Origin of the sequence: Clostridium tunisiense TJ, assembly GCF_000300195.1 — a bacterium.
Lineage (GTDB): Bacteria > Bacillota > Clostridia > Clostridiales > Clostridiaceae > Clostridium_J > Clostridium_J tunisiense.
The window spans coordinates 250,792-265,358 of the sequence record NZ_AMQH01000009.1 but is presented as its reverse complement, the minus strand read 5'-3'; the positions used below and the strand labels follow the sequence as shown (position 1 = coordinate 265,358).

Sequence of the window (14,567 nt, the reverse complement as noted above, 5' to 3'; positions counted from 1 at the left end):
TACAGAATTGAGTACTATAAAGATTACTTTTTCATTAATAATAAATAGGAGGTGAAAAAATGAGTACACAAGGGAAATATAGTAGCATTAATAGCAGAGAAATATTTTTTAGTTCTCAGCTAGGAAATCCTAAGGAGATTTTACTGTTAACAGTTGAATATATTGGCGATATAGAAGAAGAATTTGCTAGGCTTGGTTTTGCACGAGCACTACCCATAAGTGACTTTAATGCTATTATTTTTGTGGAAGCTGGCAGAATTCAGGAGTTGATAAGCTTAAGTGAAACTATACAGTATGTAAATCCATTAGCACCTTATACCTTAACTCAAGTATCACCTATAGAAGCAGCTAATATTCTTGAATTTAGTCAGGGAGGAACCTTAGATTTAAGGGGTACTGGTGTAGTAGTAGGGATGATTGACACTGGAATAGACTATCTTAATAGAGAGTTTATGACTGAGGATGAAAGAACTAGAATAGATAGAATCTGGGATCAAACCATAGAAGGCGGAAGGTCACCCTTTAATATTGGGTACGGTAGTGAATATACCAGGGAAGATATAAATAGGGCTATTGAAACTCAAAAAAGTGGAGGAGATCCCTACTCCATAGTTCCATCTAGAGATAACAATGGTCATGGCACTGCAAATGCTGGAATTATTGGGGCAAGAGGTTATAGTGATATGGTTGGAGCTGCTCCAGATTGTGAATTTATAGTAGTTAAACTAAGAGAAACAGTAAGTACTTATCTTCAAAATTTAGGAATATACGATGAACCAGGGGTATATAGAAGTGCAGATATAATAACAGCTATGTATTACTTAACTGAGGTCCAAAGGGAGATACTAAAACCTATGGTGGTTTTTATACCACTAGGGACCAATTTTGGTGGGCATGATGGAAGTGCTGCAATAGAAAGACTGATTGACTTATTTGCCATAAGAAGAGGATTAGTTTTTGTAACTGGCACAGGAAATCAAGGGAATACTGAAACCCATACAGCAGGGGTTATAGCTAGAACAGGAGATACTGCTACCGTAGAAATAGATGTGGACCCAAATCAAAGAGGATTAGCTCTTAACATTTGGTGTAGTTATCCTGAACGAATATCAATTGGAGTTACTTCCCCTACGGGAGAAGTTATGGAAAGAATACCAGCCAGATTAAATGGAAGAGGAAGAAAAACCTTTCTTTATGAAAAAACCATAGTAAATGTAATATATTATTTCCCAGAGAATACCACGGGAGGTGAGTTAATTTTAGTAATATTTAATGATTTGAAGCCCGGTATATGGAAGGTAGTCCTATATGGTGACTATATTGTTAATGGCAAGTATGATATTTGGATGCCTCAAAGACCAATTGCAAAGCCAGGAACCAGATTTCTAAGTCCTACAAATGCAATGACCTTGACAATTCCATCCACTAGTAGAAGTGTTATTGCTACAGGTTATTATGATCAGAGCAATAATGTACTTGGACCTTCTTCAGGCATAGGATATACAAGAGATAATAGAATTAAACCAGATTTAGTAAGCGGCGGAGTGGAAGTGCTCACTACAGCAGTAGGTGGAGGAACCACAATAGTTACAGGGGCTAGTGCTGCGGCAGCAGTATTATCAGGAGCTGTAGCTTTGTTATTACAATGGGGTATAGTAAATGGAAATGATCCCAAAATGTATGGAGATGAAATAAGAAATTATCTTATAAGAGGAACAAGGAAAAGGCCAGGAGATGTGTATCCAAATCCAGAGTGGGGCTTTGGAATACTGGATCTCGCAGGAGCCTTTGATGCTATAGCAGGACAGGAAACCATTAATTTATCTAGACTAAAGTATTACGAGGGGGAGAAAATTAATTTAAATCATGGAATCAATGTTGAAGAAGTACTCAAGGGTCAACAGGAAAAAGAGATAAAGGAATCGTATACTAATGTGTTATCTTCTCAAATATACAAAAGAATTCCCAAGGAATTATATAGTAGATTAAAACCTAGTAGGTTTTGAGGAGGTAATTAGGTGTGATAAGTAATCGAGAAATTACACAGCCTACTCAACAGGAATTGCCGATAACAAATGGGGTTGTAGAAACACCATTAATATCAAATGGAGCTATATCAGAAGCCCAAGGAGCTCCAGCTACGGCAAATCAAGGAGGCGAGGAAATTCCAGCGATACCAACTGAGCTATTACAACAGATTGAAACACAACAGGAAAACCAACAAGTTCAAACAGAAATTACAACTGAACCAATTCAAGTAGAAGGGCAGGGGGAAGCAACAACGGCTCAACCACCAGAAATAGCAGAAATACCGCAAACAACTCAGGTTCCAACTTCTATATTAGCAAGTTTAGATGAGCCATTAGCGGTAGAAGGCATACCATTACTTGGAGTAACAAAGGATGCTGAAGGAAATATAACTGAATGTGGAGATTTATTTCTAAGTGAGTACTATGAAAGTTACTTGGTAGAAATAGAGCCGGGATTTTATGAGAGTATGAAAAAAATAAGCTATGCCTGTGCCTTTACCATAAGCACCTTGATGGCAGCGCTTTCAGTACAAAAGGGCATGTTACAGCAACTTTTGCAGGAAGTACAGGGGCTGGTTTATATTGAAAGAAGCTATCCCTATACTTTATCAATTTTATCCCCAAGTTCTGTAGCTAATATAAATCAGTTCCATGAAAATCAGTTTTTTAGATTGACAGGCAAGGGTACAATTATCGGGATTGTAGATACAGGTATAGACTATTTAAATGAAGAATTTATGACCTTAGATAAGCAAAGTAGAATCTTAGAACTTTGGGATCAAACCACAGAAGTAGGAGTTTCACCTACAGGGTTTAACTTTGGAAGTGTTTATAATCAACAGCAAATTAATCAAGCTATACAAGTAAGAAGAGAAGGGGGAGATCCTTATACTATTGTCCCTCAAAGAGATACTATAGGTCATGGCACCTCTATGGCTGGGATTGCAGCAGCAACTGGAGTGAAAATTCCACGAGGAGCAGCACCAGACTGTGAAATTATAGCTGTAAAGCTAAAGTATGCAAAAGCTAGTACCCTCCTTAGGAGTGGTATTGTAGACCCTATGGTCCCCGTGTATGAAGCTGCAGATATAGCACTAGGGCTTAGATACTTAATTGAGGCACAAATCAAATATGGAAGACCTATGGTAATATTAATTCCTTTAAGCAGTAATTTCGGCGGTGCAGAAGGAAACTCTGCATTAGAGAGATTTATCGATTACTATTCTGTTAGAAGAGGAATAGTATTTATAACAGGTAGTGGGAATCAGGGTGATACAGGAACACATTCCAGCGGGGTTTTTAGGAGAACGGGAGAAGTAAGAAGTATAGAGGTAAATATTGATGAGGTAGAGACTATAGTTCATTTGGAGTTTTACGGAAATTCGCCAGATAAATTTGGTATTGGAATAGTATCCCCTAGTGGAGAAATAATTGAACGAGTACCAATAAAATTAAAAGGTGAGGAAATTTACAACTTAGTTTTTGAAGGAAGCACCATAAGGATTGAATATGCCTTTCCAGAAGAAAGAACAGGAAGTGAAGTAATTCATATCTTTATTGAAAATGCACGAGGTGGTATATGGCAAATTCGTGTTTATGGAGAATATATTGTGGATGGGAGATATGATTGTTGGCTACCACAGAGGGAGCTTTTAAAGGGAGATACTAGATTCATAAACCCCGATGCCTATACAACCATTACAGCTCCAGGTACTGCCTATAACATTGTAACCACAGCCTTTTATAATCAAGGTAATAATTCCATAGAGCCAGATTCAGGTAGAGGGTTTACCAGGGATAATAGGGTTAAGCCAGAAGTTGCAACGGGAGGGGTAGATGTAGTTACTACTTTTCTAAATAATGAAACTATTACAATAAGCGGTTCCAGTGCAGCTGCTGCAGTTTTAGCAGGAGCTTCTTCACTACTTTTAGAGTGGGGAGTGGTTCAGGGTAACGACCCATCCATGTATGGGCCCACTGTGGCAGCATACTTCATAACTGGAGCAATTAGAAGGGCTGGGGATATTTATCCTAATAGGGAGTGGGGGTATGGGACTTTAAATTTATTGGGAACCTTTGAAAATTTAAGAAGTAATCACATGAACTACAGAACTAAAAATAAAATGGAGTCTTTAGAGTGTTATGGAGAATTATTAGGAAAAAGAAGTGGGGAAGTTGCTGAAAATAATATAAGAACTGAAAGCTTAGGAATAGATATTTTTACAAAAACTCCAATGAGTATTTACAGAAGACTAAAGATTTATGAAGAAAATAATGAAAATTAGGAAGGGGAAAGAATATGAACTGTGAGCATTCATCAGAAAAAAGAGAAATTATAGATATGGAACAAAGTGAGCTTGCCACTGTAATTCAAACCCCCCAAGGTTGTGAAGAAAAGTACTTAAGTGATGAATACGTGACTTTAATAACCCAATTTAGTGGTGATATCGTAGAAGCATTTTCAAAAATAGATTATGCTTGTGCATACACGTTTTCTAGATCTTATGCCATAGTATCTGTTAGGAAGGGGATGGAAGATAGGCTTTTCAATGATGTAAAAGTACTCATAGCCACTGAATATAGTGGTGTGTTTTTCCCTAATGCATTATCTCCAATAAATACTGCCAATATTTCTTTATTTCATGAGAATCCTCTTTTAAATCTAAGAGGAAGTGGTGTGCTTGTAGGGATATTAGACAGTGGAATAGATTACTTGAATATTGACTTTATGACAGAGGATGACAGAACTAGAATTATGACCATATGGGATCAAAGTGTTCAGACAGGACCAGCACCAGGAAATTATGGTTTTGGAACAGAGTATAATAGGGAGCAAATTAACCTAGCTATTCAGGCAAGTTTAACAGGCGGAGATCCATATGCTATAGTGAACCATAGAGATGATACAGGACATGGAACAGCAGTAGCTTCTATTGTTGGGGGTAGAGGTCGAGGAGAAGTGGTTGGAGGAGCTCCGGATTGTGAATTTGTTATTGTAAAACTAAAGCAAGCAAAAAAGTCATCCTTAGAAATTGCTGCTATATATGAAACAGAAATCTCTACACCTATATATGAAACCTCAGATATATTACTTGGAATGAATTACTTAGCAGAGATTAGGGAATCCATACAAAGACCCATGGTTATACTAATACCTTTAGGCTCTAATTACGGTGGTCATGATGGTGGCACTGCAGTAGAAAGATATATTGATGTTGTTTCTTTGAGAAGAGGGTTAATAGTAGTTGCAGGTACAGGAAATGAAGGCACAGGTGAAGGTCATGCCAGCGGTATACTACAGAAAACAGGGGATATACAAATTGTAGAGATAAATGTAGATCCAGCACAAAAGGGTCTTGCTATATTTTTCTGGGCTAAAAAGCCAGATAAGGTATCAGTAGGAATTATTGCTCCTAGTGGAGAATCAGTGGAGCGGGTACCCATTAGAAGAGGTCAAAGTCAGCAGTTTAAACTTTTATTTGAACAAAGTACTATAAATGTAGATTATTTTTATCCTGAAAATATAACTGGTGATATTTTTATTAGAATATTTATCAAAGATGTAAAGCCTGGAGTTTGGCAACTTAGAGTTATTGGGGAATTTATTGCAAATGGAAGATATGACTTGTGGCTATCTAGTAGAGTACTTTTGAGCCCTCAAACCAGGTTTTTAAATCCTGATCCTCTCGTTACTATTCAAATTCCAGCTACTGGGAAAAATGCTATAGTAACTGCAACTTATAATCAAGATTTAAATATATTATATCCAGCCTCAGGAAAAGGCTTTACAAGAGATGGAAGAATAAAGCCTGATGTTACCTCAGGGGGGGTAGATGTTTTAGCAGCAACGGTAGGTGGTGGAACAGCTACTTATACAGGTTCCAGTATGGCTGCTGCTGTTCTTGCAAGTGCAGTAGCCTTAATACTTCAGTGGGGTATTGTGGAGGGGAATGATCCCAACCTTTATGCTAGAAAAGTGAGAACCTATTTAATTAGGGGCACTAGAAAAAGACCAGGAGATGTTTATCCTAATGAGGAGTGGGGATATGGAATTTTAGACTTAGAGAACACTTTTAATGTAATTAGAAATATTCAAACCAATGTACCGGTGATAAGAGAAAATAAAGAGGAATATGTGGAAGTTTTTAACCATAATGTTCACAATAGAATACCACCAGAGATTATTAATAGATTATTGTAAATATATCAATAAAGCAAATCCTTTATGAGAAGCAAGAATGATATTCAAATGTTTAATCATGGGATAAAGTATAGGAACTAAATGGGGTATTAAACAAGTACTTATTTCAAGAGAAAGAAGTTTAGATATAAGGAAATACAAAGCAATAAGATTAAACTTTATGAAAACTATAAGAATTTTAAGGATTCTTATAGTTTTTTTAGTTATAAATTTAATCTTAAAACACAGTAGCTATAACAAAAACCGTTAAGTGGCATAAGATGTATATATAGAATATTGTGGGAGGGGTAACATTGGAAAAAAGTGATGGATTACTAAACCTGCTTTTAAATCTACCACAAGGGATAAAATCCAAGTTGGCACCAGTATTTGGGGAAGAAACCCTGGCATCACAACAGATCGAGCTAGCAATTTTGTATGGAGACAATAGGGAGGCTGTGAATGCCCAAGTTCAAGCCTTAGGGGGAACCTTTGAGGACTTAGGTTTTGGCTACGGAATTGTCACTGTGAATATTAATGTGGTAAGAGATGTTGCAAACATAAGAGAGATACTTTATATAGAGCTACCTAAAAATTTATTTCTTACCTTTGAGCCAAGTAATAGAGCAGCTTGTGTAACTGAGGCGGCTCAAATTTATGGGTTGAACGGAAATGGAATTTTAATTGGATTCATTGATTCCGGAATAGACTATACTCATCCTGCCTTTAGAGATGCCAATGGAGATACCAGAATAGATTATATCTATGATTTAGATGATAATGGGAAAATTTATAACAGGGAGCAAATTAATGCTGCATTAAAATCACCAGACCCCTTTGCCGTAGTACCTCATGTAGATAGGGCTGGTCATGGAACCCATGTAGCAGGTATTGCCTGTGCAGGTGGAAACATTGAGAGAAGATATATAGGTGTGGCACCTCAAAGTTCCATTGCTATGGTAAAGATGACCAGAGAAGGAAGAATGAATTATGCTAAAAGCACTCAGCTTATGAGAGGCATAAGGTTTCTTGTGACTAGAGCAGATGAACTTAATAAACCTCTCGTTATTAATATAAGCTTTAGTACTAACGATGGTGCTCATGATGGAAGAAGTCTTTTAGAGCAATACATTGAAACCATAGCTAATTTGGAGCGAGTAACCATAGCTATTGCAGCTGGAAATGAAGGAGATAAGGCTCATCATAGTGGAGGAGATCTAAGGGAAGAATTAAGAATAAATGTTAATATTGCTAATGAGGAAAGAGGAATAATATTCCAGTTATATAAGTCGTTTTTAAAAGATGTAAGTTTAGATATTGTGGCGCCTAATGGAAGTAGAACAGGGGTGTTAAGGCTAACAAGATCCTTTACTGAGGGAAGTATTAGAACAGATGCTTACTACATTTATAATAGTGGTCCTACTCCCTTTAATATTAATGGAGAAATTGTTATAAGTCTTGTGGCTCAGGCAGAATTTTTAAGTGCTGGAGTGTGGACTTTAATTCTAACTAGCCCAGGAAATAGAATAAGGGGAAGATATGATATGTGGCTTCCTATAGCAGAAGGGCTAAACCCAAACACTAGATTCTTAAATCCTAGTGTGTATAATACTGTAGGTATTCCAGGTACAGTACCATCAATAATTACTGTAGGAAGTTATAACTATATTAATGGAACAATATCAAGCTTTTCAGGAAGGGGAAATGAAATTTTAGTTCCTGTAAAGCCTGATGTTATTGCTCCAGGAGAAAATATTGAAGCTCCAATACCAGGTGGGGGATATGATTCTTTATCAGGAACCTCTATGGCAACTCCAGCGGTGGCAGGAGGAGCAGCTCTTCTTATGCAATGGGGATTAATTATGGGAAGAGATCCCTATCTTTATGGACAGAGACTAAAGTATTTTCTTTTGAAAGGTGCTAGAAGGACTAGGACTGATGTAGATTATCCAGGTCCCACTTGGGGCTATGGAACCCTATGTGTAAGAAATGCTATAGAGGTTTGGAATGAGGAGGTTGCTTCAAGAAGTGTAGGATCTCAGCAGAGAACTGCAGCTTTGATAGAGGAACCTTATAAAGAAGATGAGGAAATAAAAGCTTTAAATGGCACCCTAGAAAAGGAACTTATAGAGCTTGTAGATGAAAATAATAAAAAGAAAGATATGGTAATTAAGGATAAAAGACAATTGAAAAGTCCTAATAGTTTATATTTAAGTATACCTCCTGAAATTTATACAACTTTTGTAGAAAGTATCAATGAAAAAGGAAGGAGTTTCCATGACAAATAGTTTAAGGAAAGAAGTTTATAGGGAAGTTGAAAATGGAGGCATGATTTTAAGTGAAGCTCTTGAAAAACAAGCCAGCAAGTTCTTTAAAGATTACTATGCTAATGAGGAGTATGAGAATTATTTTGTTGAATACTCAGGAAATATAGTAGAAGCTTTTGAAAAAATAAATTATGGAGCAGTATTTGCAGAAAAATCTATGTTTGCAGCAGTAGCAATTAAAAAAGACATGCTTGGGAATCTAATTAGAGATGTTCCACAAATCGTAAATATAGAAAAAAGTAGCCCCTATAGTCTATCAGACCTAGTGCCATCTTTTAATGATCAAGGAAGAAATGTGGATAGTAGCAACAATTTAGGGCTAGATGGAGAGGGTGTAATAATTGGAATAATAAGCACAGGAATAGATTATTTGAATGAAAACTTTATGACACAAGATCGAAGAACAAGAATATCAGCAATTTGGGATCAAAGTTTAAGTTCTGACTCTCCACCAGTACCTTTTAGTTATGGATCCGAATTTGATAAAGAAGAAATAAATAAAGCAATCAGGACATATTTCTCAGGAGGTAATCCCTATGAAATTGTTCCACATAAAGATGAAGTAGGGCATGGCACAGCCATTGCAGGAATTATAGGTGCAAGTAGAGTAAGAGAAACTGATGAAGTATTTGGTGTAGCTCCAAAATGCGAATTTGCCATAGTAAAGGTGAAAAGGGCTAAAAAAATCACCATGGAAGAGTATGGTATAGATCAGGGGTTGCCTAATGTATACGAATCAACAGATTTGGCAGCTGCCATTAGCTACTTAGCCCAGCTACAAAATACTTTGATGAAGCCAATGATAGTTTATTTAGCCCTTGGAAGTAACTTTGGAGCTCATACTGGAAGAGCTGCATTAGAAAGGTATATAGATTTTTTTTCACTTAAAAGAGGCTTTTCAATAATAACAGATACAGGCGATGAAGGTAATGGTAGCACTCACACTAATGGAGAGGTATCAAGCACAGGAACTATGAAAACCATAGAAATTAATGTGGATAAGGAAGAGAAAAACTTATACTTAACAATTTGGTTTAGGAACCCAGATGTTTTTTCTGTTGGGGTAGCAGCACCCAGTGGCGAGGGTATTAAGCGGATATCTATACCCGCCACTAATGGGTCTCAAGTGAAATTTACCTTGGGCAGTACTACAATTACCATTTTATACTCCATACAAGCTCAAGCTATGGCAGATAAAATGATTGGAATATTGATAGAAAATGTAAGCGGTGGAGTTTGGAAAATTGATTTGACTGGAGAATATGTAATTTATGGTGGCTATGACGTTTGGTTGCTTCAGAGGCCTCTTTTAAAGAAAGAAACTAGAGTATTAGTGCCTAATGAATATACTACTTTAACAATTCCCTCCACAGCTATAGGTACATTAACTACGGCTAATTATCAAGAACTAACTAATATTAGAACCCCTGAACCAGGAAAAGGGTTTACAAAAGATGGAAGGGTAAAGCCTTCTGTTTCAACATTAGCTAATAACATTCTTACTGTAGGGTTAGAAAAAAAAATAGCAGTAGTAAGTGGGACTGCAGCGGCAGGAGCAATATTGGCAGGATTATCAGTGCTTTTATTTCAATGGGGATTTGTACAGAGGAAGGATCCTAATATGTTTACTCAAAAACTTAACAGTTATATTATTCGAGGTACGGTAAAGCAACCTGGGGTTATTTACCCAAATCCTACATCAGGTTTTGGATTGTTAAGTTTTAAAGCCGTATTTGAAAGCTTAAGTAACCATGGGGGAGAAGAGGTTGTAGCGGGACTTTGTGACCTCTTGAGGGGAGAGATATACCAGGAGAAAATCTACTGGAATATACCAACAGATTTATTTAAAAGGTTAATCTGGCGTTGTAATCAAGGAGAATTATAAGGAGGGGAAGCTGTGAAGGATAAAGATGGAGGTTATGCTAGGAAAGAATATAAAGGACATAAAGAAGAAGCTGATTTACTTAGGGAGAGAGAGAAAACTGGGGCTGTAAAATGGGAGAAAACCTTTAATAGAGAGTTAAATCATCAGGAAGGAACAGATACACAAAAGACTCCAATTGAAGACTTGCCTCCAATGCCGATAAATAAAAAAAGTGATAAAGAATATTACTTAAGTGAGGATTATGAAAGTTATTTTATAGAATATATAGGAAATATCCAAGAGGCTATTGGTAAGCTAGACTATGCTGCTGTATTCTTACCTGGAAAGTTCTTTGCAGTAGTTTTTGTGAAAAAAGGAATGTTAAACAAACTTTTACAGGAGGTTAAAGAAATTGTAAATGTACAAAGTAGTTTCCCCTACACTCTGTCGGAATTAAGGGTAGTTAATGATACTTATGATTTAAAGGCTATTGATAAAGGAACTGTTGCTTTAGAAGGTGAAGGGGTAGTAGTTGGGATTATAAGTACAGGTATAGATTATTTGAATCCCAGGTTTATAACTAACCAAGGAGAAACTAGAATAGAGGCAATTTGGGATCAAAGTTTTCAGCAGGGAGTTCCCCCCGTTGGATTTGTTCAAGGCACTGAATTTACTAAAGAGAAAATTAATGAAGCAATAAGAGCTCAAGCTATAGGAAGAAATCCTTATGAAATTGTTTCACAAAGAGATGAAGTGGGTCATGGAACTGCTATTGCAGGGATTATAGGAGGCAGAAGGCTTAATGAGAATGAAGAGTTTAAGAGTCTAGTGCCAAATTGTACCTTTGCCATTGTAAAGTTAAATAAGGTTTTAAATGTAGTGAAAGAAGCCGCAGGAATAAAGGATGTAGATCTGGAGGTTTATGAAAGTATAGATTTAACTGCCGCCATTAGATACTTAGCAGAATTACAGGAAAAACTAAAAAAACCTATGGTGGTTTATGTAGCTATAGGAAGCAATTTAGGTGGACATGAGGGGGATACGGTTTCAGAAAGGTATATAGATTTATTCTCCCAAAGAAGAAGTTTTTTAGTTATAACAAACAGCGGAAGTCAAGGTGATAGTAATACTCATGTAAGTGGAAATCTTACTGAAAATGAAAAGACCGCAGTGATCCGATTACAGGTAGATGAGAAGGAGATAGATTTACTTTTATCTGTTTATACCTTGAGGGTAGATAGTTTTTCCTTTACCATCAAATCTCCTACTGGAGAAGTTAGTGAACCAATAGAAATTCCCAAGGAAAATCAGTTCCTTTCTTTTACTATTGGTGACACCCAAGTAAGTATTCAATTTTTTGTGGAAAGGCAAGGTTTGGGTGAAGAGCGGGGGGAAATCTTATTTAAAAATATAAAGGGAGGAGTTTGGGAGTTTAACTTAACTGGTGAAATGATAACCACTGGGAGATATGACAGTTGGTTACTTCAAAGAGAACTTTTAGAACCTGGAACAAGGTTTTTAAATCCTGACCCTTATATAACAGTAATGTCCCCAGGAACTGCAAGAAATATTATAACTTCCGCAGGGTATAATCAGCAGACCAACACTATACTTCCTCAATCAGGAAGAGGCTTTTCACGGGATGGGAGAGTTAAGCCCTCAGTAACTAATCCTGCAGTAAATGTTCTAACCACTGGATTAAATGACACTTTACAAGTGGTAAGTGGAATGGCAGTAGCGGGAGCAATTTTAACAGGAATAGGTGCGCTCATAATGGAATGGGGAGTTGTGCAGGGAAATGATATTAATATGTATCCTCAAAAACCAAGAAATTTTATAATTGGAGCAACTACAAAACAAGAGAAATTAGCTTATCCAAATCCAGAGTGGGGATATGGTGTAGTAAATATAGAACTACTTTTTCAAAACTTACAAAAATCTATTAGTGATAGGGCGTATGTTAAATATAAGATAAAGGATAATTTATTCCTTATACAAGAAGAGAATGAATATAGAGAGCATTATAATTTAGGGCAAATGTATGTAAACATTCCTATAGAAATCTATAAAAGGTTGGGATTACAACCAAAAGTAAGATAAGGGGATGATGGAATTAATGTGGAAGGATAGTGTTATAACACGTAATTTAAGTAGCTATGGGGCTAAAACCTTAAGAGAAGAAGGCTCAATGAATGAAATACAGGAAGTAGTAACAATTAAGGCCAATGGAGAAGACGAAGAAGAGATAAAAGAAAGTGTTAGTAATGCAGAAGGTTCTAGCAAGAAAAAAACTCCTAGAGAGTACTACTTAAGTGAAGATTATGAGGTTTATTTTGTTGAATATATAGGAGATATTAAAAGCAGTATAGATAAAATTCCCTATGCGGACATATATTCAACAGGAGAGTTTTATGGATTTTTATTTGTGGAGAATGGAAGACTTATGGAGGTTTTAGAGGCAGTACCTGAAATTGTTAATACACAAAGAGGGTTTCCCTTTACACTCTCAGAGATAAATGTAAGTAATAACTTGAATAACAGTATACCTTTAGATATACAACCTACAACCTTACAGGGGCAAGGGGTAATAGTTGGAATTATAAGTACAGGTATAGACTATTTAAATCCTAGATTTACAAACACTGATGGAAGCACAAGAATTGTTGGGATTTGGGATGAAACTTTAAATGATGGAGTGCCACCAGATACCTTTGTAAGAGGAACTGAGTTTAGTTCTGAAGAGATTAATGAGGCATTAAAGTTGGAGAGTGTAGGAGGAGATCCTTATACTATAGTAAAGCATAAGGATGAAGTAGGACATGGCACTGCCATTGCTGGAGTTATCGGAGGAAGAAACCTTGGAGAAGAAGATAGCTTTGTTAGCGTGGTGCCTAAATGTGAATTTGCCATTGTGAAGCTTCAGGAGGCTAAAGAAAATACATTGAAGGCAGATGGTATAAAAAGAGGGGATAAGAAGATATACCAAGATACAGATATATCAGCAGGAATAAGGTATCTTAGAATGCTTCAAGGCAACTTAAAAAGGCCTATGGTAGTTTATGTAGCTCTAGGAAGTAACTCAGGTGGCCATGGAGGGGAAACTGTAATAGAAAGGTATATAGATTTTGTATCACAAAGAAGGGATTTTGCAATAATTTGCAATACAGGAAATCAAGGAAATGCAGATGGGCACGCCAGTGGTACTTTTGAAGGTTCTGGTGATAGGAAGGATGTATCTATAGGTGTTGCTAAAGGTCAGGGAAATTTGCTGTTTTCCATTTATATTAGTAAACCAGATAAAATAACTATTGGAATTACATCACCTAATGGAGAAAGTGTGGAGCCTTTAACTATTCCTACAAGAAATGGAGAAGTTTTTTATGCTATTCTAGAAAGCAATAACCTTATAGTAAAGTATTCGGAAGAGAGTCAAAGTGGTGGGATTCAACGTGTAGATGTATTAATAGAGAATGCTGTAGAAGGAACTTGGAATATAAGTCTTAAGGCTGAAGTTATAACAAATGGAAGATATGATTTGTGGCTTTTGCAAAAAGAGCTATTAGAGAAAGAGCAACGATTTTTAAATCCAGACGAGGAAATAACCTTAATGACTCCTTCTACGGCACAAAGCTCCCTAACAACATCTTATTATAATCAAAAGGATGATAGTATAATACCTGAATCAGGGAAGGGTTTTACGAAATATGGATTGATCAAGCCCTCTATAGCAGCTGGAACAGAAGGCATACTAACTCTAGGATTAAACAATGATTTAATTCTGGCTAGTGGAGCGGCTATGGCAGGGGCATTAATTACAGGGGCTGCAGCCATGATTTATCAGTGGGGAGTTATAGAGAAAAATGATATAAATATTTACCCACCCAAGTTGAGAAGCTACATTATTTCAGCAACCTTAAGGGAAGAGGAAGGAATATATCCTAACCCATCCTGGGGCTATGGGAGATTTAATTTTAATAAGCTTTTGAACAATCTAAGTCAAGTAACCCAAAAAAATAAGAAAAGAAATATTTATCATGATTTAAGAAAGAAAGCAAAGAAGGAAACCTTTGAAGAAAGCTATGAAAACAACTTATATACAAATATCCCAGCGGAAGTATATAACAGGCTTATGAAGTAGTTACTAGAAGGAGTTAAGGGGGAAATAA

The 14,567-nt window shown here is 36.5% G+C and carries 7 protein-coding genes; all 7 read left to right on the top strand.

What is annotated here, in order from left to right; genetic code table 11:
• Nucleotides 1-59: 59 nt before the first annotated feature.
• The 7 genes from C661_RS21605 (at nucleotide 60) to C661_RS21580 (ending at nucleotide 14,539) form a co-directional block, all read left to right on the top strand.
• Nucleotides 60-2,006 (top strand): S8 family peptidase, encoded by a 1,947-nt coding sequence (locus tag C661_RS21605; protein WP_020480141.1) that lies wholly within the window; start codon nucleotides 60-62, stop codon nucleotides 2,004-2,006.
• Nucleotides 2,007-2,020: 14 nt separating this feature from the next.
• The gene (locus C661_RS21600) at nucleotides 2,021-4,315 is read left to right on the top strand and encodes a S8 family peptidase (protein WP_020480140.1); all 2,295 of its coding nucleotides are present in this window, start codon (nucleotides 2,021-2,023) and stop codon (nucleotides 4,313-4,315) included.
• A gap of 14 nt (nucleotides 4,316-4,329) precedes the next feature.
• The gene (locus tag C661_RS21595) at nucleotides 4,330-6,231 is read left to right on the top strand and encodes a S8 family peptidase (RefSeq protein ID WP_020480139.1); all 1,902 of its coding nucleotides are present in this window, start codon (nucleotides 4,330-4,332) and stop codon (nucleotides 6,229-6,231) included.
• A gap of 293 nt (nucleotides 6,232-6,524) precedes the next feature.
• A complete protein-coding gene (locus tag C661_RS24405; RefSeq protein WP_017415018.1) occupies nucleotides 6,525-8,498 on the top strand; it encodes a S8 family peptidase in 1,974 nt (657 codons plus the stop codon).
• Nucleotides 8,488-10,422 carry a S8 family peptidase gene (locus C661_RS21585; protein WP_017415017.1) on the top strand — a complete coding sequence of 645 codons (1,935 nt, stop codon included), beginning with the start codon at nucleotides 8,488-8,490 and terminating at the stop codon, nucleotides 10,420-10,422. The genes C661_RS24405 and C661_RS21585 overlap by 11 nt, the downstream gene beginning before the upstream one ends.
• A gap of 12 nt (nucleotides 10,423-10,434) precedes the next feature.
• Nucleotides 10,435-12,501: a S8 family peptidase gene (locus tag C661_RS0109145; RefSeq protein WP_017415016.1), complete on the top strand. Its 2,067-nt coding sequence runs from the start codon at nucleotides 10,435-10,437 to the stop codon at nucleotides 12,499-12,501.
• Nucleotides 12,502-12,505: 4 nt separating this feature from the next.
• Nucleotides 12,506-14,539: a S8 family peptidase gene (locus tag C661_RS21580; RefSeq protein WP_100218799.1), complete on the top strand. Its 2,034-nt coding sequence runs from the start codon at nucleotides 12,506-12,508 to the stop codon at nucleotides 14,537-14,539.
• Nucleotides 14,540-14,567 lie beyond the last annotated feature (28 nt).